Source organism: Sphingobium fuliginis (assembly GCF_004152845.1).
GTDB lineage: Bacteria > Pseudomonadota > Alphaproteobacteria > Sphingomonadales > Sphingomonadaceae > Sphingobium > Sphingobium fuliginis.
Window position 1 is genome coordinate 424,788 of sequence record NZ_SEON01000001.1, and the last position, 20,838, is coordinate 445,625.

A 20,838-nucleotide genomic window follows, 5' to 3' on the forward strand; every position below is an offset into this window, starting at 1 on the left:
CTGCTCCCGCGCGGGAGCAGGGTGCATTCAACCGGGGCGCATCCTTAATCGCGGCCCAGGCCCCTCCCATCGGCAGAAACGGCCGCGCCGGATTGACAGAACGGGATCATGGGCCGATTTCGTGGCTTACTCTCCAGGGCGTTCGTCCCATGCTGCGCTGCATCATATTATTTCAATTTTACGTAACTTTATTTCCCATCCTGGGTTGAGCCTCAAGACGCAGTGGCGCATAGTGGACGGCATCGGTTTGAGAAGTCGCGTGGCGGTTCTCCGGCGCCTTCTCCGTTCACAGAAGCGGGGCTGAACCCGCGGGCAAGAGGCAGGCGCATGACGGCATTGGCTGAATCGAGGCAAGTTGACCACAGCATAAGCGAAGCGCTGGAGGCGGCGCTGGCTCGGGGCGCCCTGCCCGGCGAAAGCGAAGGATTCGACCAGAAGGCGATGCTGGCGGCGGCGGCCTTCATCGCCGGCACCGCCGCGACCCGCCGGCCCGGCCATGTCGCCATCGGCATGGAAACGCTGGGCGAAGGCGCGACGGGGCGCTACATGCGGATCGCCATCGTCAATGACGACATGCCCTTTCTGGTCGATTCCATCGCCAATGCGCTGGCCGCCGCCGACATCATCATCCATCGCCTGCTTCATCCCGTCCTGTCGGTCGAGCGCGACGGCGACGGCCATTTGAAGGCGATACTCGACAATGAAGCCGCCGGGGCGCGCCGGGAATCGATGATCTATATCGAGGCGGACCGCGCCGACGCGAAGGCCCGCCGCGCGCTGGAAAAGGCGCTGGAGGAAACGCTGGCGGACGTCCGCGCCGCCGTGTCCGACTGGCCGAAGATGCGGGAGGCGATGGCGGCCGATGCCGATGCCGTGCCCGACGAGGAAGGGGCGGCGCTGCTGCGCTGGTTCCTGGCCCGCCACTTCACCCAGATCGGCCATGAGGTTCGCCACCGCGACGGAAAGGCGGACGCCGGCATCGGCATCTGCGGCCTGCGCGACCAGCCCCTGCTGGCCCCCGCGACGCTGGAGGCGGCCTTCAACTGGTTCGAGGAAGGCAAGCGCACGCCGCTGATCATCAAGTCCAACCGCCTCTCCCGCGTCCACCGCCCCGTCCTGCTGGACCTGATCATCGTGCCGGTCCGGGACGGCAAGCAGGTGACGGCGCTGTCCATCCACGCCGGCATGTGGACCAGCGCCGGGCTGGCGACCACGCCCGACAGGGTGCCGCTGCTGCGGTCTGCGCTGTCGGCGCTGATGGACAAGTTCGATTTCGATCCGCACGGCCATGCGGGCAAGGTGCTGACCCATGCGCTGACCGCCCTGCCCCACGACATCCTCATCGGCTTCGACCGCGAGACGCTGGAGCGGCTGGTGCTGACCTTCATGTCGCTGACCGACCGGCCGCGGCCGAAACTGGTGCTGGGCACCAGTGCGCTGGCCCGCCATCTCTATGCCTTCGCCTGGCTGCCGCGCGAGGAGCTGACCACGGCGCGGCGCGTCGCGGTGCAGGACATGCTGAGCCAGGCCTGCAACGGCCCGGTGCTGAGCTGGTCGATCGCTCTGGAGGAAAGCGGCCTGGCGCTGCTGCGCATCACGCTCGACCTGCGCGACGGCGGCGTGGTGCCCGATGAACAGCCGCTCGACCGGCAGTTGAAGCAAATGGTGCGCGGCTGGCTGCCCGCTGTCGAGGAGGCGCTGGCCGAAAGCGAGGAGGCCGGCCGGGCCGCGACGCTGGCGCAGCGCTACGCCCCCGGCTTTCCCATGGGCTATCGAAACGGCGCCGGCCCGGCCGAGGCGGCGATCGACATCCGCCTGCTGCACAGCCTGTCCGCCCCCGGCGACAAGTCGATCCGCATCTATCGCAACGAAGAGGATGCGCCCGAACGGCTGCGGCTGAAGCTCTACAGCCATGACGCCATCGCCCTGTCCGAAGTGGTCCCCGCCTTCGAGAATTTCGGTTTCCGCGTGATCGACGAGATGCTGACGGCGGTCGAAGCCAGGGGACAGGCGGGCGCGCTGGGCCATGTCCAGCGCTTCGTCCTGGAACTGCCGGCGGGAGGCGATGCCGAAACCGTGATCGCCCGCGCCAACATCGTGACGGAAGCGATCGCGCAGGTCACCGAAGGCGTGGCGGAGAATGACCGGTTCAACGAGTTGATCGTCACCGCCGGGCTGGACCAGCGATCGGTCGTGCTGCTGCGCGCACTGTTCCGCTATCTGCGCCAGACCGGCATGGCCTATGGCATGGCGACCTTTGCCGAAACGCTGCGGCGTGAGCAGGGCATCGCCCGCCAGCTCATCGAGCTGTTCGAGGCGCTGCACGATCCGGAGGCCAAGGATGGACCGGCGCGCGCCGCCGCCGCGCAACAGACGATCGAGGCGGGGCTGGAGAAGGTCACGGCCATAGACGAGGATCGCGTGCTGCGCCTGCTGCGCGCCGTGATCACCGCGACGCTGCGCACCAATTTCTACAGCCCGGCCGCGCAGGAGGCGCTGGCCTTCAAGCTGGACAGCGCGCAGGTCCCCGGCCTGCCCGCGCCGCTGCCATGGCGGGAAATCTGGGTCTATTCGCCACGCGTCGAGGGCATCCATCTGCGCGCGGGGCCCGTGGCGCGCGGCGGGCTGCGCTGGTCCGACCGCCGGGACGATTTCCGCACCGAAATATTGGGCCTGATGAAGGCGCAACGAGTGAAGAATGCCGTCATCGTGCCGACAGGCGCCAAGGGCGGCTTCTATCCCAAGCAGCTTCCCAACCCGCAGGTCGACCGCGACGCCTGGTTCGCGGAAGGCACGGAAAGCTACCGCATCTTCATCCGCGCCCTGCTTTCGGTCACCGACAATATCGTCAAGGGCAAGGTGAAGCACCCGGCGCAGGTCGTCATCCACGACGGCGACGATCCCTATTTCGTCGTCGCCGCCGACAAGGGCACGGCCACCTTCTCCGACGTCGCCAACGCCCTTGCACTGGAACGCGACTTCTGGCTGGGTGACGCCTTCGCCAGCGGCGGCTCCCACGGCTATGACCACAAGGCGATGGGCATTACCGCCAGGGGCGCGTGGATCAGCGTGAAGCGGCATTTCGCGGAAATGGGCGTCGACGTGCAAAGCGAGCCGGTGCGCGTCGTCGGCTGCGGCGATATGTCGGGCGATGTGTTCGGCAACGGCATGCTGCTGTCGAAGGCGATCAAGCTGGTCGCCGCCTTCGATCACCGCCACATCTTCCTCGACCCCGATCCCGATCCGGCGAAAAGCTGGGAAGAACGCAACCGCCTGTTCCAGTTGCCGCGCTCAAGTTGGGACGATTATGACAAGACGCTGATCTCCAGGGGCGGCGGCGTCTTCCCGCGCAGCCTCAAGAGCATCCGCCTCACCCCGGAGGTGCAGGCGATATTGGGCGTCACCGACGCCGAAATGGAGCCGACGGCGCTGATCTCCGCGATCCTGAAAAGCCCCAACGACCTGCTCTGGTTCGGCGGCATCGGCACCTATGTGAAGGCCGCCGCACAGAGCCATGGCGATGTGGGCGACCCCGCCAACGACCGCCTGCGCGTCAATGCCGAGCAGCTTCGCGTGAAGGTGGTGGGCGAAGGCGCCAATCTGGGCGTCACCCAGGCGGGCCGCATCGCCTTCTCCCTGCGCGGCGGGCGGATCAACACCGACTTCATCGACAATTCGGCCGGCGTCGACTGTTCGGACAATGAGGTCAACATAAAGATCGCGCTCAACAAGGAAATGGCGGAAGGCCGCCTCTCCTTCGACGACCGCAACAGGCTGCTGGTCGGCATGACGGACGCGGTGGCCGACATCGTGCTGGAGGACAATCGCCTCCAGGCGCTCGGCCTTTCCATCGCGGAGGCGGGCGGCGCGGCGGAACTGGCGAGCTATGTGCGGCTGATCGAAACCTTCGAGGAGACGGGCCGGCTCGACCGGCAGGTGGAAGGGCTTGCCGCCAACGACCAGTTGCTGCGGCGCGGTCAGGAGGGGCTGGGCCTCACCCGGCCTGAACTCGCGGTGCTGCTGTCGACCGCCAAGCTCGCCTTGCAGGACGCCATCGAGCATGGCGACCTGGCCACCGACCCCAGCATGGACGACGAACTCGCCCAGGCCTTCCCGCCCGCGATGCGGAAGAAGGAGGCCGACGCCATCGCCGCCCATGCGCTGAAGAGGGAGATCATCGCCACCAAGGTCGCGAACCGCATCGTCAACCGGCTCGGCCTGATCCATCCGTTCGAACTGGCGGAGGAGGAGGGCTGCTCGCTGGCCGACCTCGCCAGCGCCTTCCTGATCGCGGAAAGGCTCTACGACATCCGCCGGCTATGGGATGACATCGACGCGGCGGAGATGTCCGAAGCCGCCCGGCTCGCCCTGTTCGGGGACATCGCCAACGGCATGCGGGCGCAGATCGCGGACATATTGCGCAGCCTGCCGTCCGGCACGCTGCCGCAGGCGGGCCATGGCGCGCTGGCCAAGGGCGTGGGCATGCTGGCGAAGCAGGTGGACGACCTGCTCACCAGCGAGGCGCTGCGCCGGGTCACGGCCGCAACCGACCGGCTGCTCTCGCTGGGCGCGCCGGAAGCGCTGACCCGCCGGACCGCCGGCCTGTTCAAGCTGGACGGCGCGGTGGGCATCGCCGCGCTGGCCGGGCGCCTGTCGGTGGATGAAGTCGCCCTGACCCGCGCCTTCACCCATCTGGGCGAAGCGGTCGGCATCGACTGGGTGCAGTCCACCGCCGCGCGCATGGCGCCGTCCGATCCGTGGGAGCGGCTGCTGATCTCCGGCGTGGCGCGCGACATGCAGCAGGTGCGGCTCGACTTCCTGGCGCAGGGGACGGGCAAGGACATCGCCCATCATGTCGAGGCATGGCTGAAGGAAAGGGGCGCCCGCATCCAGCAGTTCCGCGCCCTCGTCCAGCGCGCCAAGACGGCGGCGACGCCCAATGTCGCGATGCTGGCGGAGATCGCGGGTCAGGCGCGGGGATTGTTGGGGCGGTAGGAGGCTTTACGCTCTCTCCAACCCCCGTCATTCCCGCGCAGGCGGGAATGACGATTATGGGGTGGGGGTGGGAATCGGCTCCGGCGCAGGGACCGTTTCCGGCGGCGGCGCCTTCCCCAGCCCCGGCCCATAGACCGGCGTCACCGGTTCCTCCACCGTGCGTCCGTGCAGCGCCTCGATCTCCGCCTTGCGCTGTTTCAGATACAGCTCGCGATAATAGGCATAGGGATTTTCCTCGCTGCGAATCTGCTGGATCGTCTCGTCGAAGGCGGCGCGTTCGCCCAGCTGGTTCAGGATCGTCGCGGGAATCACATATTTCGGCTCGTTGAACGGCTTGCCGACGGCGAAGGGCACGACCAGCTTGTCCACCGTATCCCCCACAATGTCGCGCAGCGTCGTCGGCCCGACGATCGGCAGATACATATAGGGGCCCGGCCCCACGCCATAATAGCCCAGCACATTGGCAAGGCCGTTGGGCCGATAGGGCAGGAAGAAGGGCTTGCGCTTCGCCACGTCGAACAGGCCGGCCACGCCCAGGGTGGTGTTGATGGTGAAGCGTCCGACCGTCTCCATCGCCTTGCCCGGCTTGAACTGGAGCATATAGGCCAGGAAGACCACCGGCTCCTGCAAGTTGGAGAAGAAGTTGCGCAGCCCCTTGCGCGCGGGCTTTGGCAGACCCTTGTTATAGGCCTTGGCGACCGGTTCCAACACGGCCTTGTCGACCGCCTGCACCGTCTGGAAACTCTTCTCGTTCAGCCGCTCCAGCGGATCGCCCGGCGGCGGGCGGCTATGGCCCGTCACGACGATCTCGCCCGGCTGCGGCGCGGCAGCCGCAGGCGCGTCCGTGCCCGGCAGGTTCGGCATTACCGGCGGCGGCGGCACGACCAGCACCTGCGGCGTCCCTCCGGCGGCGGCCTGCGGAGCGGCAGACGCATCGGGCGCTGGCGCGGCAACGGCGGCAGGGTCGGACGCCGCCGCCCCCTCCGTTCCCGCTTGCGCGCCCATCATCAGCATTCCAGCGGCTATGGCCGGCGTCAGCATATCGTCATTCCTTGCAGGCAGGCCCTTTGGAGCGGATGACATTTTCATGTCACGCCCGTTTCATTAAGGCGGCTAATTGCGAAGGGGTCACCCGTCAATAGCATGACGCCGCCATCCTGCGCCGGCCGCCGCTCCATGGAAACGATCCGGCTTTGCCTCGCATATTTTGATACAAATTTTGCAACGCCCATAGTTTGCAATTGCGAGTCGTTCGCGTTATGCAGCCTGCCTCATCTCCCACAGGACTCGTCCCGCTTCCGATGCACGCCCCCGCCCGCACCCAGCCGAACAACAGGAAGAAGAGCCCGAAGGCCTTCTGGCTGAAGCAGCTTCATACCTGGCATTGGGTGAGTTCCGCGATCAGCCTGATCGGCCTGCTGCTGTTCGCCTTCACCGGCATCACGCTGAACCACGCCGCCGATGTCGAGGGTTCGCCGCAGACGGTGACCAGGTCGGCCACCCTGCCCCCCGCCTTGCTGAAGCAGGTCGCGGCGGACGAGGCGCCCGACGCCAAGAGGCCCCTCCCCGCCCCGATCGCCCGATGGGTGGAACAGGAAATCGGCCAAAGCGGCGCGGGCGAAGCGGAATGGTCGGCGGACGAGGTCTATCTTGCCCTGCCCCGCCCCGGCGGCGACGGCTGGGTATCGATCGACCGGCATAGCGGCGAAGTCACCAGCGAGGCGACGAGCCGGGGCTGGATCAGCTATCTCAACGACCTGCACAAGGGCCGCAACGCCGGCAATATATGGAAGTGGTTCATCGACATCTTCGCCGTCGCCTGCTTCCTCTTCGCCCTCACCGGCCTGCTCCTGCTCTGGCTCCATGCCAAGAAGCGCCCGACCACCTGGCCGCTGGTCGCCGCGGGCCTCGCCATTCCGGCCGTCCTGGCCATCATCTTCATCCATTAAGGGGGAGTTCTTCACCTCATGCAGATCAGCCACAAGATCGTCCTGACCGGCGCGGCCATGGGCGCCAGCGCCGTCGCCATGCCCGCCACGGGCCTGACCCTGGACGTCACGCTTGCCCTGCCGCGCCTGTCGGTGGCGGAATATCACCGTCCCTATGTCGCGATCTGGCTGGAGAAGGAGGGCGCGCCCGCCCGCACTTTGTCGGTTCTCTACGATGTCGACAAGCGCAACAATGGCGGCGTCAAATGGCTGCGCGACATTCGCATGTGGTGGCGCGCCTCCGGCCGCTCGCTCGCCCTGCCCGCCGACGGCATTTCCGGCGCCACCCGCGCCCCCGGCACCCATAAGCTGAGCTTCACCGCCGGCAAGGGCGGCATGCCGGTCCTGACCCCCGGCAAATATACGCTGGTGGTGGAGGCTGCGCGTGAATCCGGCGGGCGCGAGGTGGTTCGCGTGCCGCTCAACGTAACGGCGGCCGGGGCCAGAGGCAGCGCCGGCGGCCAGTTCGAACTGGGCGCGGTCAGCGCCGTGCTGTCGCGCTGAGGAGGGAAGCCATGATGACGTTCCGCAAGACGCTGTTGCTGCTCGCCGCCACCGCTGCCATGGCTCTGCCGCAAATGGCGGGCGCGGCGCGGCCCTGGATGCTGCCGTCCGAAACCATGTTCGCCGGCTCCGGCAATGAATGGCTGACGGTGGACGCCGCCATTTCCAGCGATCTCTATTATTTCGACCATCCGGGGCAGGACTGGCAGCCGGTCGTGACCGCACCGGACGGCAGCACGGCGCAGGTGGAAAACCGCGCCATCGGCAAGCTGCGCCAGACCTTCGACCTCGGCATCAGGACCAAGGGCACGTACAAGATCGCCATCGTCAACGAGATGCTGATGGGCAATTACATGCTGAACGGCGAGCGCAAGATGCTGCCGCGCGGCACCACCGCCGCGACGCTGGCGACCGCCGTGCCGCAGGGCGCGACGGACGTGCAGACGGCGACGGCGCGCACCCGGATCGAAACCTTCGTGACGGCGGGCGAGCCGGACCGAAAGGTCTTCACGACCACGGGCAAGGGGCTGGAGATGGTGCCCGTCACCCACCCCAACGACCTTGCCGTGGGCGAAGCCGCCACCTTCCAGTTCCTGTTGAACGGCAAGCCCGCGGCAGGGCTGGACGTGGTCGCCATCCCGGGCGGCATCCGCTACCGGTCGGACCTCAAGCAGATGGATGCGAAGACCGATGCCGAAGGGAAGGTCAGCTTCACCTGGCCGGAAGCGGGCATGTATTGGGTCAGCCTCAGTTCCGGTGGGCGGCGCGGACCGGGCGGCGAAGGCTCCGGCGGTGCGCCGGGCGCAGCCGGGCCCCAGGGCCAGCCGCAGGGTGTAGGCGGGCCCCGTCCGCCCATGGGCCCGCCCCAGGACCGCGCCACCTATGCCATGACGGTGGAGGTGCAGGGCTGACCGCCCGCCCGATCCGCATCGCCATCCCGCCCTGCCTCTCGCCCGACCTGTTCGGGCCAGACAAGCAGGCTGGCAGGATCAGCGACTTTGGCGGTCCGACCATGGGCACGAGCTGGTCCGCCCGCATCGTCGACGCCCCGCCCGGCAGCGCGGCGGCGATGGAAACGGTGCTGGACCGCATCATCGCGCAGATGAGCAATTGGGAAGCGGCTTCCGCCATCAGCCGGTTCAATGCCGCGCCGGTCGGCCAATGGATGCCGCTGCCCGGCGAGATGCTGACCGTGCTGCGCGCCGGACTGGAGATGGCCCGGCTGTCGGGCGGCGCGTTCGATCCGGCGGTGGGCCGGCTGGTGGCGAAATGGGGCTTCGGTCCGGACGGGCTGACGGGCCTTTCCGAAGCACCCCATCATCCCTCGCCCTGGACCGCCATCGCGATCGAGGGCGACCGCGCCCGGCGCACGGCCGACGTGACGCTGGACTTTTCAGGCATCGCCAAGGGCTTTGCCGTGGATGCAATGGCGGCTGCCCTGCGCGGCCTCGGCGCTGCGCATTTCCTGGTCGAGATCGGCGGCGAATTGCAGGGGCAAGGGGTCAAGCCCGACCTTCAGCCCTGGTGGGTGGACGTGGAGGCTCCGCCCGGCCTTGCGCTCCCTACGCTCCGGATAGCGCTTTGCGGCCTGTCGGTCGCGACATCCGGAGACTATCGCCGCTTCCGCCAGGAAGGCGGCGTCCGCCTTTCCCACAGCATGGACCCCGCCACTGGCGCGCCCATCACCAACGATGTGGCTTCCGTAACGGTGCTCCACGAAAGCGCGATGCTGGCGGACGCCTGGGCGACCGCGATCACGATAATGGGGCATGAACGTGGCATGGCCCTCGCCACACGGCACGGCATTGCCGCATGCCTGATCCGGCGGGTTGCTGATCGCGGGCAGGAATATATGACGCCTGCCCTGGCCGCGATGCTGGATTGAACCCGAACGGGTGGCGAGCGGAGGATCTGCCCCGCACGCCTGCGAAGGCAGCGGCTTGGCGTGCTGGCAGCGGCGATTTGGCCACCCAAACCGCGCTTCAACCCAAAGCGCGCCTCGACAGCCGAGTATCGATAGGCCAAAGGCGAGCGCATGATCGCTGCCATGGCTTCCCTTCTCTTCGTGCTGATCTGGTCGACCGGCTTCATCGTCGCACGGGCGATGGTGCCGCATGCCGCGCCGGAGCTGGTCCTGGCCGTGCGGCTGGCGCTGACGACGACCTTGCTCGCCGGGGCGGCGCTCTATGCGCGGCAGGCGCTGCCGCGTGGACGGCGACTGGGGCTGCATCTGGCGGCTGGCGCGATGCTGCATGGCTTCTACCTGACGCTCAGCTGGTGGGCGGTGAACAACGGCATGCCAGCGGGCGTCATGGCGCTGCTGGGTTCGCTGCAACCGCTGATGGTGGCGGTGGCGAGCGTCGCCTTTCTGGGCGACCGGCTGCCCGCCCGCGCCTGGGTCGGTCTGGCGATCGCGATCGGAGGGGTCGGTTGCGTGCTATTGCCGGCGATCGAGCGGTCGGGCGCCGGATCGATCGCGACAGGACCGGCTCTCGCCGGCGTGCTCGCCGTGCTCGGCATGGCGGGGGGCACGCTGATCCAGCGCGGATCGATAGCAGGCGACGGCATCGCGATTTCCGGGGCGGTGCAGAATGGGGGCGGCGCGCTGCTCGCCATCGCGGCCACGCTGTTCGCCGGGGAATATCGCTGGGACGGCACGCCTGTGCTGTGGATCGGCCTTGCCTGGTCGGTGCTGGGGCTGTCGGCGGGCGGACTGTCGCTGCTGGTGTGGCTGGTGCGGCATCAGGGGCCGACGCGCATGTCGATGCTGTTGCTGCTGGTGCCGCCGCTCGCGGCGGTCGAGGCATGGCTGCTGTTCGGGGAACGGCTGGGTCCGGTGCAGCTCATCGGCTTCGGGCTGGCGCTGGGTGGGGTGATGCTGGGCCGGTCGACGCAACCGACGCGCAATCAGGACATCGCCGAACCGGCCTGAACTCAGCCCTGCCTTTCCCGCAGCCGTTCGTGGTGGCGGATGACCTCATCGATGATGAAGCGCAGGAATTTCTCCGTGAAATCGGGGTCCAGATTGGCATCGGTAGCAAGCTGGCGCAGCCGGGCGATCTGGCGTTCCTCCCGGCCGGGATCGGCGGGAGGCAGGTCGTGGGTCGCCTTATGCTCTCCGACGGCCTGGGTGATCTTGAACCGCTCCGCCAGCATGAAGACGAGCGCCGCGTCGATATTGTCGATGCTCTCGCGATAGCGCTTCAGGGTCTCGTCCACTTTGGTCCTCCGCAGAGCATCGCCGGCGAAAATGGACGCGGGTTTTGCGCCCTGACGATGCGTCGATCAAATATCGCGCGCTTTTTGCCGCTTCCGGACGCCCGCGCAAGCTATTCCCGCTTGCCTTTAGCATTTTGCGCCGCCACATGGCGCTTGTCATGACAGCATCCGCCACCGGCAATGTCCACCCCATCGGCCGCGCCAGCAGCGCGCCTTCGCTCGCCCCCATGATGGCGCTGGTCGCTGAGGGCATGAATCAGGTGAACGCCGTCATTCTGGACCGGATGCAGTCGCGCATTCCGCTGATCCCGGAACTCGCCGGGCATCTGATCGCGGGCGGCGGCAAGCGGATGCGGCCGATGCTGACGCTCGCCTGCGCCGATCTGGTCGGTTATGCCGGGTCGCGTCATTACAAGCTGGCCGCCGCGGTCGAATTCATCCACACCGCGACCCTGCTGCATGACGATGTGGTCGACGGATCGGGGCTGCGCCGGGGCCGCAAGACCGCCAACATCATCTGGGGCAACAGCGCCAGCGTGCTGGTGGGCGACTTCCTCTTTTCCCGCTCCTTCGAACTGATGGTCGAGGCGGAATCGCTGAAGGTGCTGAAGATCCTCTCCAATGCGTCCGCCGTGATCGCGGAGGGGGAGGTCAACCAACTCACCGCCCAGCGCAAGATCGACACCAGCGAAGAGCAGTATCTCGACATCATCGGCGCGAAGACCGCTGCCCTGTTCGCCGCCGCCTGCCGCATTTCCGCCGTGGTCGCCGACCGCACGGAGGCCGAGGAGCAGGCTCTGGACGTCTATGGCCGCAACCTCGGCATCGCCTTCCAGCTTATCGACGACGCCATCGACTATGAATCGGACGGCGCGACCATGGGCAAGGATGCGGGTGACGATTTCCGCGACGGCAAGGTGACGTTGCCCGTGATCCTCGCCTACGCCCGGGGTTCGGAAGATGACCGCGCCTTCTGGAAGCAGGCCATTGCAGGCAACCGGGTGAGCGACGAGGATCTGGCGCATGCGACGGGCCTGCTGCGCAAGACGGGCGCGATCGCGGATACGCTGGCGCGGGCGCGGCATTATGGGCAGAGAGCGATCGATGCGCTGGGCATGTTCGACAATGGCAAGGCCAAGGCCGCGCTGACCGAAGCGGTCGGGTTCGCCATCGCGCGGGCTTATTGAGGGTCTGGCAGGCCGGTTCGTTTCCATCGTCGTGTTCCTGCGCAGACAGGTGCACTTAGCGCTTCATTCCGCCAAGACCTCCTGCCGATCATGATCCCTTCTCCTGAAACCATCGCCTTCCTCATGGCCGCCGCGCTTATGGCGGGATGCATCGACGCAATGGCGGGCGGCGGCGGGCTGATCGCCCTGCCTGCCTTGCTCGCTGCCGGAATCCCGCCCGTTCCGGCGGTCGCCACCAACAAGCTGCAATCCTCGCTCGGCACCTTCGGCGCCTGCGTGGCCTATGCGCGGGCGGGACATATGGATCTGAAGGCCTATCGCTGGCCGATATTCGCCGCCTTCGCAGGGTCGGTCGGCGGGGCGTGGCTGGTGCAGCGGGTCGATCCATCCATCCTCGCGGGGCTTATGCCTGCGCTGCTGATCGCGCTGGCGGCCTATTTCACCTTTTCGCCCAAGATGAGCGAGATCGACCGGCACCAGCGCATCGGCATGGTGCTGCTGAGCCTGCTGATCGGCGTCATCGGCTTTTACGACGGCTTTTTCGGACCGGGTGCGGGCGCCTTCTACACCAGCATCTTCATTGCGCTGGGCGGCCTGGGCCTCGTGCGCGCCACCGCGCAGACCAAGGCAGCCAATTTCGCCAGCAACCTCGCCGGCCTGCTTACCATGATCGCGGGCGGGCATGTGATCTGGATCGTCGGCCTCGCCATGGCGGTGGGCAGCATCGCCGGCGGGCAGATCGGATCGCGCCTCGCCATGCGCTTCGGCAGCCGCCTGATCCGGCCGCTGCTGATCGTCATGTCGCTGGCGCTGACGGCGAAGATGCTGCTCGACCCTGAAAACCCCATCCACGCGCTGCTGTTCGGCTGATCCTTGCACTCGGCCGGGAATGGCGCGAGAGGGACAGCCATGACTGCCCTGCCCATCGATGCCGTGCTGCCCGACCTGCTTGCCGCCCTGCGCGAAGGCAGCAACGCCGTGCTGGTGGCGCCGCCGGGCGCGGGCAAGACGACGGCAGTGGCCCCGGCGCTGCTGAACGAACCCTGGTGCACCGGGCAGGTGCTGCTGCTCTCCCCTCGCCGGCTTGCGGCCCGCGCGGCGGCGGAACGGATTGCCGAACTGATGGGCGAACAGCCCGGCGGCACGGTGGGCTATGCGACGCGGATGGATTCGCGGATGTCGGCCCGGACCCGCCTGCTGGTCCTGACCGAAGGCATTTTCGTGCGGCGGGTCCAGGACGATCCGGAGCTTTCGGGCGTTTCCGCGGTCCTCTTCGACGAAGTGCATGAGCGCAGCCTGGACAGCGATTTCGGACTGGCGCTCGCGCTGGACGCCCAGGGCGCGCTGCGGCCGGACCTGCGGATCGTGCCGATGTCCGCCACCCTGGACGGGGCACGTTTTGCCGCGCTGCTCGCCCATGGCGGGAAGGACGCGCCGGTGGTGGAGAGCGAAGGCCGCATCCAGCCGCTGGAACTGCGCCATGTCGGACGCGCTGCCGAAAAGCGGATAGAGGATGCAATGGCGGCCACCATCCGCCGGGCGCTCAACGAAGAGACGGAAGGCGACCTGCTCGCCTTCCTGCCCGGCGTGGCGGAAATCGAACGGACGGCGGAACGGCTGGAGGATGCCGGGGCGGAGGTTCACAAACTCCACGGGTCGCTCGATCCGGCGGCGCAGCGCGCGGCGATCCGCCCCTCGCGGGAGGGACGGCGGAAAGTCATCCTCGCCACCTCCATTGCGGAGACCAGCCTGACCATCGACGGCGTGCGGATCGTGGTCGACAGCGGGCTGGCCCGGCGGCCACGCTACGACCGGGCGGCGGGGGTGACGCGGCTGGTGACGGAGCGGGCGAGCCAGGCGGCGGCGACCCAGCGGGCGGGGCGGGCGGCGCGGCAGCGGCCGGGTGTCGCCTATCGGCTATGGGAAGCGGCTGCGACGGCCGGGATGCCGCCCTTCGACCCGCCGGAAATATTGGAGAGCGACCTGTCGAGCCTGATGCTGGACTGCGCGCTTTGGGGGGTGAGCGATCCGGGCGAGCTGCGTTGGCTGGACCCGCCGCCCGCTGCCGCCGTGGCGGAGGCGCGCAAGCGGCTGACGGTGCTGGAAGCGCTGGACGAGGATGGACGCATCACCGCCCATGGCAAGACGCTCGCCACCTTGCCGCTGGAACCGCGCATCGGCCATATGCTGGTGCGGGCAGGCGAAATGGGTTTGGCGGAGATCGCGGCGGAGGTTGCCGTGCTGCTGGGCGAGCGGGGAATCGGCGGACAGGACACGGACCTGTCGCAGCGGCGGATGCGCTGGCGGCGGGAAAGCGGCAAGCGCGCCGATGTGGCGCGGGCGATGGCGAAGCGATGGGCGAAGCTGGCCCCGACGGATTCATCCGGCGCAATCCCTGTCAGTGCGGCGGGAGGCCATGAAACCGGCCTCTGCCTTGCCCTCGCTTTCCCGGACCGGGTCGCAAGGCGCCGCTCTGCGGACGGAGCCGATTGGGCAAGCGTCGGGGGACGCGGCTTCCGGCTCGACCCGCTCAGCCCCCTGGCGCGGGAGGAATGGCTGGCGGTGGGCGAAGTGCAGGGCAGCGCCGCGGGCGCCCGCATCCTTTCCGCCGCACCGATCGGCGAGGCGGAGGTGATCGACCTGTTCAGCGCTCGCGTCGCGGAACACCGCACCGTGCGCTTCCGGGCCGCCAATGGCGGGATAGAGGCGCTGCGCGAAAGGCGGCTGGGCGCGGTGCGGCTCTCTTCCGGTTCCGACGATCGGCCCGATCCGACCGCCGTGGTCGCCGCCCTGACCGACGGCGTGCGGCAGGGCGGGCTGGACCTGCTTCCCTGGTCCGACGCCGCGCGGTCGCTCAGGATGCGCGCTGCCTTCGCCGGGGTGGAGGCGCTGTCAGATACCGCGCTGATGGAAACGCTGGACGAATGGCTGCCCCCGCTGCTGCAGGGCAGGCGCCGCCTTTCCGACATCGACCGCTCGCAGCTTTCGGGCGTGCTGGAAGGGCTGATCGGCTGGGACGGGAAGCAGCAGGTCGACCGGCTGGCCCCGCCCGAATTCCGTTCCCCCGCCGGCAGCGGCCATGAGATCGACTATGCGGCGGAGGGCGGCCCCCGCGTCGAACTGCGCGTCCAGGCCCTGTTCGGCCTCAACGAGCATCCGGTGGTCGGCAGCGGGCGCATTCCGCTGGTCCTCTCCCTCACCTCGCCCGCCGGCCGGCCGATCCAGACGACGCGCGACCTGCCGGGCTTCTGGAAGGGCAGTTGGAGCGCCGTGGCGAAGGAGATGCGCGGCCGCTATCCCAAACATCCCTGGCCGGACGACCCGGCGGCCGCCGGCGCCACGCTGCGCACGAAACGCGCCGACGCCAAGGGGAAGCCTTGACTTCGATCCAGTCGCTGGTGCAACGCAACCCGATCTTCCCTCAGGAGTCTCTATCGCGATGAGCGCGCGCATCTATCAGATCCAGAAGAACGCCCTGCAGTCCGGCAAGGCGCTGACCCGCAAATGGGTGCTGGAATATGTGGCGGCCGAAGCGAAGAAGCCCGATCCCCTTACCGGCTGGGCGGGTTCCGGCGACACGAAGCAGCAGATCAGGCTGACCTTCTCCTCGGAGGAAGCCGCCCGCGCCTATGCGGAGCGGGAGGGGATTCCCTATACGGTCATTCCGACCGCGCCGAAGACGCTGAAGATTCAGGCTTACGCGGACAATTTCCGCTAAGCCGCCGGGCAGGACAGGCCTGCGCCTTCAGCATCACCTGAGCGCCAGATCCGCCATCAACGCCGCGAAACTCGCCACCACGCCTGCCAGAAACAGCCGGTAAGCATAGCCCAGCCAGCGATATTTCCGCCGCTGGAGCACCTGCCCGTTCTGGTACATGTCGCACAGCATCGCCCGGCACAGCGCGTCGTCATCCGCGACAAGCCGCATCATCCGATCGCTGAACTCCGCTTCGCCGAGACTGGTGAAGACGCCGAAGAACAAGAGATTATCCTCCTCTCCCACGCCGCCCCGTGGCTGGCTCACGCTCGGCAGCACCGCCAGGATCGCGCAGGTCGCGGCCAGGAACACGCCCACCGCCAGCACCGCCACCGGCCAGACCAGCGCGCCCGAGCGCAACTGCGCGACGCAAAGCGTGAAGATCACCATCGACGCGCCGATCAGCATGTTCGCCTTCTGGTCGGCCATCTGGCTGAGTTGCATATTGGTCTGCACCGCCGTGCGCAGCAGGTGGATCGCATTGGGCACCGGCGCATTCGCCCCATCGGCCATAGTCCCCCCTTCCCCTTTTTTCGCGACAGTCATGCCCGATTGCCGCCTTATTCCCTTGCCAAAGAGCGACGCTTAAGGGCAAAAGCCGCTCTTTCACGGAAAGCACCACGGATAATGACGGATCGCCAGCCAATTTTCGACAGCGTTTTGAGCCAGATCGCGCCTTTCAACAAAAAGGGCGTCGAACTGACCGAAGCCACCACCTTCGCCGGCGATCTGGAATGGGACAGCCTGACGGTGATGGATTTCGTCGCCGCGATCGAGGATGAGTTCGACATCATCATCACCATGAACATGCAGGCCGAGATCGAGACCATCGGCCAGCTCGTGGACGCCGTGGCGAAGCTGAAGGGCTGATCCGCCTGAGACTTTAACCGCCGTTCGGGCTGAGCGAAGTCGAAGCCCTTTGCTGAGCCAAGGCGAAGCATGGAGCCGCGGCTCCGCTCGGCAAGAAGCTTCGACTTCGCTCAGCCCGAACGGTTTTGGGACGATTGAGACAATGACCGACGCCACGCAAGCCCGCGACCTCTTCTCCAAATTCGATGCCCTGATCGCAGAGCGCGAGGCGCTGCTGGCGACCGGCGTGCGCGATCCCTTCGCCATCGTGATGGACGAGGTGAAGTCCCCGACCCAGGCGGTGATCAAGGGCAAGGACACGATCCTGCTCGGCACCTATAACTATATGGGCATGACCTTCGACCCGGACGTGGTCGCCGCGGGCAAGAAGGCGCTGGACGACTTCGGCGCTGGCACCACCGGCAGCCGCGTGCTGAACGGCACCTATCAGGGTCACAGGCAAGTCGAGGAAGCGCTCAGGGACTTCTACGGCACCAGCGGCGCGATGGTCTTCTCGACCGGCTACCAGGCCAATCTCGGCATGATCTCCACCCTCGCGGGCAAGGGCGACTATGTCGTGCTGGACGCCGACAGCCACGCCTCCATCTACGACGGCTGCTTCCTGGGCGATGCGGAGATCGTCCGCTTCCGCCACAACAGCGTCGAGGATCTGGACAAGCGCCTGGGCCGCCTGCCCGCCGACGCGCTGAAGCTGGTGGTGCTGGAGGGCGTCTATTCGATGCTGGGCGACGTCGCCCCCCTGCCGGACATGGTGGCGGCGGTCCGCAAGCATCCCAATTGCATGATCCTGGTCGACGAGGCCCACGGCATGGGCTTTTTCGGCCCCAACGGCCGCGGCGTCTATGAGGAGCAGGGCGTCGAAAAGGACGTGGACTTCGTCGTCGGCACCTTCTCCAAGTCGGTCGGCACGGTGGGCGGCTTCTGCGTCTCCAACCATCCGAAGTTCGAGGTGCTGCGCCTCGTCTGCCGTCCCTATGTCTTCACCGCGTCCCTGCCGCCCAGCGTCGTCGCCACCGCCGCGACGTCGATCCGCAAACTGATGCATGCCGGCGAGAAGCGCGCCCATCTGTGGAAGAACAGCCAGCGGCTGCACAAGGGCCTGACCGACCTCGGCTTCAGGCTGGGCACGGAAACGCCGCAATCCGCGATCATCGCCGTCATCCTGACCGACCAGACGCAGGCGGTCGCCATGTGGCAGGCGCTGCTGGAACTGGGGCTCTACGTCAACATGGCGCGCCCCCCGGCAACTCCCGCGGGAACCTTTCTGCTGCGCTGCTCGCTTTGCGCGGAACATAGCGATGAACAGGTCGGCCAGATCATCGCGATGTTCGAGGCCGCGGGCAGGGCGACGGGGGCGATCGGCTGATCGCGCCTTCCCATCGCCGCCGCGACCGGACGGGCATTTAACGCGACGGAATTTGCGGCGAAATCGGAACCTTTCACCTGCGGCATTTCTCCATTAATATTGTTCATCTAGTGTAACTGTCGATGGCGGACGGGTTTTTCATGGATGAACATGCGACAGGGTGGCGAGCGTTCGTTGCACGCTTCCTGCCGCTGGTGCTCGTCGTCCTGCTGGTGGGTTCTCTCGGCACGCTGCTCTACAGCGCCAGCCATGCGGCCCGCGACCATGAGCGCGCGCTGAAGGAACAGCGCCGCAGTTTCGAGATCATCGCCCTCGCCCGCGCGTTCGAGGCGAAGACCGCCCGCGCCGAAGTGACGCTGGCCCGCTATGTCATCAGCCTTGACCCCGATACCGGCCGCCTGTTCCAGGATCAGTGGCGCACCGCCGCAAGCCAGCTCAAGACGCTGAACTACACCACCCGCCATTCCGACTGGCAGCGCGGCAACGTCATGGCGTTGCAGGCGGCGTTCGACCAGCGCGGCAAGACGCTGAGCGAGATCGGCCTGCGCACCACCTACGACCAGAAGATGGCGGCGCTCGCGCAATTCCATCAGGCGGGCAGATCCCGCGACCTGATGCGCATCACGGCGCTGCTGGACCGCGTCATCCAGGCGGAGAATGCCCGCTTGCAGGAGCGCAGCCAGGCCGTGTCGCTGGCCGGGGATCGCAACGCCTGGTTCGGCAAGACATCGCAGCTTTTCGGGCTGGTGCTGCTCGTCTGCGTGCTGTTCGCGCTCTGGTTCGCCAATGCCGCCTATAGCGAGCGGCGCAATGCCCGCAGGCAGGCGGATGACGAGGCGGAACGCGCCGACCGGCTGGAGGAGGCCGTCGCCACCCGCACCGCCGAATTGTCGGACGCCTATGAACGGCTCAAGAAGGAGACCGCCGAACGCGCCGCCGCCGAGGAAAATCTGCGCCAGATGCAGAAGATGGACGCCGTTGGCCAGTTGACCGGCGGCATCGCCCACGACTTCAACAACATGCTGGCGGTGGTGGTCGGCGGTCTGGAACTCGCCAAGCGCAAGCTGCGGCTGAAACCGCAGGAGGCGAACCGCCATCTCGACAATGCGATGGAGGGCGCCAATCGCGCCGCCGCGCTGACCCGCCGCCTGCTGGCCTTCGCCCGGTCGGAACCGCTGCTGCCCAGCCCGGTCGATCCCGATGCGCTGGTGGCGGGCCTGTCCGACCTGATCGACCGGTCCATCGGGGACCAGATCACCATGGCCTTCGAAAATGAGGCGAAGGGCTGGCGGATCTTCGTCGATCAGCATCAGATGGAAAATGCGATATTGAACCTGTGCGTCAACGCCCGCGATGCGATGGACGGGCGGGGTCGGCTGATCATCAGGACAGGGCAGGCCGAACTCGCGCAGCATGAGATCGGGGAATGCGCCGGCGGGGAATATGTGACCCTAAGCGTCAGCGACGACGGCTGCGGCATGACGCCCGACATCCTCTCCCGCGTGTTCGAACCCTTCTTCACCACCAAGCCGGTCGGCAAGGGCACGGGGCTTGGCCTCAGCCAGATTTTCGGCTTCGTGCACCAGAGCGAGGGAGAGATCCGCATCGAATCCGAACCCGGCAAGGGCACGAGCGTCCACCTCTATCTGCCCCGTCATATCGGTGCGGAAGGCGAAGACGCGATGGATGCGTCTGCGCCGGACCGGGAACCCGTGCTTCACCCACCGATGCGCATCCTGGTGGTTGAGGACGATCCGCGCGTCCTCAACCAGACGATGGCGGCGCTCTCGGAACTGGGCCACCTGCCGGTCGCCTGCGATCATCCGTCGAAGGCGGCGAAGCTGCTCACCAGCCATCGGGACATCGGCCTGATCGTCAGCGACGTGCTGATGCCGGACATGACCGGGCCGGAGATGATCCGCACCCTGCCCCCCATCTATGCGCATCTGCCGGTGCTGTTCGTCACCGGCTATGCCGGCGATACGGCTGAAAGCGCCGATTTCGGGGGTCATGAGGTGTTGCGCAAACCCTATACGCTGACAGGGCTGGCACAGGCGCTGTCGAATGCGCTCAGCGGATCGCACCACCCCGGAACAGCCGCGGCAGCAGAGTAAGCGCACCGATCAGCGGCCAGCGGCGCTGCCAGGGCTTGATCTGGATAGCGGTGCCGGCGTGGCGGTTGATCTTCCAAGCCAGATAATCGATGCCGCCGGCATAGGTGAAGCTCGCCTTGGCGAGGCGGACGACCGACAGCCACTTGCCGCGCCTTTGCAGCCGCCGCCAGAGGGCGGCCGCCTGATCCGGCTCCGGCGACGGGGGCAGGCCCTGGGCCAGCGCGGCTTCCCCGAAGCGCCGGTAACGGTCCGGATCGGCATCGACGATGGAAAGGGAGCGGCCCTTGCGCTCGGCCCGCAGTTCCGCGCCATAGGTCAGGGTGAAGCCGGTCTTCCACAGCGACAGCGCGTCCTGTTCCCGCACCATCGGGCGAGCGAGCGAAAGCAGCGTCGGGGCGGCGCCGGCAACGGCGGCGATGGCGCGCTGGCGGGCAAGGTCGTCCGCCGCCCAGAGCAGCCGCGCAGGCTGGGCAAAGCGCGCCCAGACCGACACATTGTCGGCGGCAGGGCTGTTGAGGCGCGCGAAGTCGGCCTCCGACAGCACCGCATATTTGGCGATCAGGCCATTATGTTCGAAGGGAAAGACATTGGGCGGGATCAGCCGGTTGGCGGTCGCGAGCCAGCGCTTTCCATAAGCGGCGCGATAGTCTGATACGATCAGGTAGAAATCCAGCATCAAGCCGTCGAGATTCTCCTCCCGCAGGCAGGAGCCGTAGAAGAGCACCGCCCGCGAAGCGTCGGGATATTGGGCCGCCAACGCGCCCGCCATCGCCGCCGCGCGCGGATCGGCGGGCGCGGCCAGTTCGGCGGTGACGAGGGAGAGGAGAGTGTGAGGCAT

General features: G+C 67.4%; 17 protein-coding genes. 13 read left to right on the forward strand and 4 right to left on the reverse strand.

What is annotated here, in order from left to right; translation table 11 throughout:
* The first annotated feature begins 327 nt into the window (after nucleotides 1–327).
* Nucleotides 328–4,995, forward strand: a complete 4,668-nt coding sequence (locus EWH10_RS02245) for an NAD-glutamate dehydrogenase (RefSeq protein WP_044660110.1) — start codon at nucleotides 328–330, stop codon at nucleotides 4,993–4,995.
* Nucleotides 4,996–5,049: 54 nt separating this feature from the next.
* Here the strand turns inward: EWH10_RS02245 and EWH10_RS02250 are convergent, their stop codons facing one another.
* Nucleotides 5,050–6,036, reverse strand: a complete 987-nt coding sequence (locus EWH10_RS02250) for an MlaA family lipoprotein (RefSeq protein WP_044660111.1) — start codon at nucleotides 6,034–6,036, stop codon at nucleotides 5,050–5,052.
* A gap of 260 nt (nucleotides 6,037–6,296) precedes the next feature.
* Here EWH10_RS02250 and EWH10_RS02255 point away from each other — a divergent pair, with 260 nt between their 5' ends.
* The 5 genes from EWH10_RS02255 to EWH10_RS02275 all read left to right on the forward strand — a co-directional run bounded on the left by EWH10_RS02255 (nucleotide 6,297) and on the right by EWH10_RS02275 (nucleotide 10,419).
* Nucleotides 6,297–6,944: a PepSY-associated TM helix domain-containing protein gene (locus EWH10_RS02255; protein WP_044660112.1), complete on the forward strand. Its 648-nt coding sequence runs from the start codon at nucleotides 6,297–6,299 to the stop codon at nucleotides 6,942–6,944.
* An 18-nt stretch (nucleotides 6,945–6,962) separates the two neighbouring features.
* Nucleotides 6,963–7,487, forward strand: coding sequence for a DUF2271 domain-containing protein (locus tag EWH10_RS02260; RefSeq protein WP_044660113.1), 525 nt, complete (start codon nucleotides 6,963–6,965; stop codon nucleotides 7,485–7,487).
* A gap of 11 nt (nucleotides 7,488–7,498) precedes the next feature.
* Nucleotides 7,499–8,398, forward strand: a complete 900-nt coding sequence (locus EWH10_RS02265) for a DUF4198 domain-containing protein (protein ID WP_044660114.1) — start codon at nucleotides 7,499–7,501, stop codon at nucleotides 8,396–8,398.
* 101 nt (nucleotides 8,399–8,499) lie between these two features.
* Nucleotides 8,500–9,372 (forward strand): FAD:protein FMN transferase, encoded by an 873-nt coding sequence (locus EWH10_RS02270; RefSeq protein ID WP_044660115.1) that lies wholly within the window; start codon nucleotides 8,500–8,502, stop codon nucleotides 9,370–9,372.
* A 150-nt stretch (nucleotides 9,373–9,522) separates the two neighbouring features.
* Entirely contained in the window at nucleotides 9,523–10,419 is an 897-nt protein-coding gene (locus EWH10_RS02275) for a DMT family transporter (RefSeq protein WP_044660116.1), read from the forward strand.
* 2 nt (nucleotides 10,420–10,421) lie between these two features.
* Here the strand turns inward: EWH10_RS02275 and EWH10_RS02280 are convergent, their stop codons facing one another.
* On the reverse strand, nucleotides 10,422–10,706 hold the full coding sequence (locus tag EWH10_RS02280; protein ID WP_025549589.1) for a chorismate mutase: 285 nt from the start codon (nucleotides 10,704–10,706) through the stop codon (nucleotides 10,422–10,424).
* A gap of 158 nt (nucleotides 10,707–10,864) precedes the next feature.
* On the opposite strand from EWH10_RS02280, the gene EWH10_RS02285 reads away from it, so the two are divergent.
* The 4 genes from EWH10_RS02285 (at nucleotide 10,865) to EWH10_RS02300 (ending at nucleotide 15,611) form a co-directional block, all read left to right on the forward strand.
* The gene (locus EWH10_RS02285) at nucleotides 10,865–11,893 is read left to right on the forward strand and encodes a polyprenyl synthetase family protein (RefSeq protein ID WP_025549588.1); all 1,029 of its coding nucleotides are present in this window, start codon (nucleotides 10,865–10,867) and stop codon (nucleotides 11,891–11,893) included.
* A 90-nt stretch (nucleotides 11,894–11,983) separates the two neighbouring features.
* Complete coding sequence (locus EWH10_RS02290; protein ID WP_044660117.1) at nucleotides 11,984–12,763, forward strand: TSUP family transporter; 780 nt, start codon at nucleotides 11,984–11,986, stop codon at nucleotides 12,761–12,763.
* A 39-nt stretch (nucleotides 12,764–12,802) separates the two neighbouring features.
* On the forward strand, nucleotides 12,803–15,274 hold the full coding sequence (hrpB, locus tag EWH10_RS02295; protein ID WP_044660118.1) for an ATP-dependent helicase HrpB: 2,472 nt from the start codon (nucleotides 12,803–12,805) through the stop codon (nucleotides 15,272–15,274).
* A 58-nt stretch (nucleotides 15,275–15,332) separates the two neighbouring features.
* Complete coding sequence (locus EWH10_RS02300) at nucleotides 15,333–15,611, forward strand: ETC complex I subunit (protein WP_025549586.1); 279 nt, start codon at nucleotides 15,333–15,335, stop codon at nucleotides 15,609–15,611.
* A gap of 33 nt (nucleotides 15,612–15,644) precedes the next feature.
* Here the strand turns inward: EWH10_RS02300 and EWH10_RS02305 are convergent, their stop codons facing one another.
* Entirely contained in the window at nucleotides 15,645–16,163 is a 519-nt protein-coding gene (locus EWH10_RS02305; RefSeq protein WP_229742384.1) for a Pycsar system effector family protein, read from the reverse strand.
* Nucleotides 16,164–16,277: 114 nt separating this feature from the next.
* Here EWH10_RS02305 and EWH10_RS02310 point away from each other — a divergent pair, with 114 nt between their 5' ends.
* The 3 genes from EWH10_RS02310 to EWH10_RS02320 all read left to right on the forward strand — a co-directional run bounded on the left by EWH10_RS02310 (nucleotide 16,278) and on the right by EWH10_RS02320 (nucleotide 20,000).
* Nucleotides 16,278–16,520: an acyl carrier protein gene (locus tag EWH10_RS02310; RefSeq protein ID WP_044660120.1), complete on the forward strand. Its 243-nt coding sequence runs from the start codon at nucleotides 16,278–16,280 to the stop codon at nucleotides 16,518–16,520.
* Between the two features lie 142 nt (nucleotides 16,521–16,662).
* Nucleotides 16,663–17,886, forward strand: coding sequence for a serine palmitoyltransferase (spt, locus tag EWH10_RS02315; protein ID WP_044660121.1), 1,224 nt, complete (start codon nucleotides 16,663–16,665; stop codon nucleotides 17,884–17,886).
* 122 nt (nucleotides 17,887–18,008) lie between these two features.
* A complete protein-coding gene (locus EWH10_RS02320) occupies nucleotides 18,009–20,000 on the forward strand; it encodes an ATP-binding protein (RefSeq protein WP_025549584.1) in 1,992 nt (663 codons plus the stop codon).
* Here the strand turns inward: EWH10_RS02320 and EWH10_RS02325 are convergent.
* Nucleotides 19,957–20,838: a hypothetical protein gene (locus EWH10_RS02325; protein ID WP_044660122.1), complete on the reverse strand. Its 882-nt coding sequence runs from the start codon at nucleotides 20,836–20,838 to the stop codon at nucleotides 19,957–19,959. The two genes, EWH10_RS02320 and EWH10_RS02325, sit on opposite strands and share 44 nt — an antisense overlap.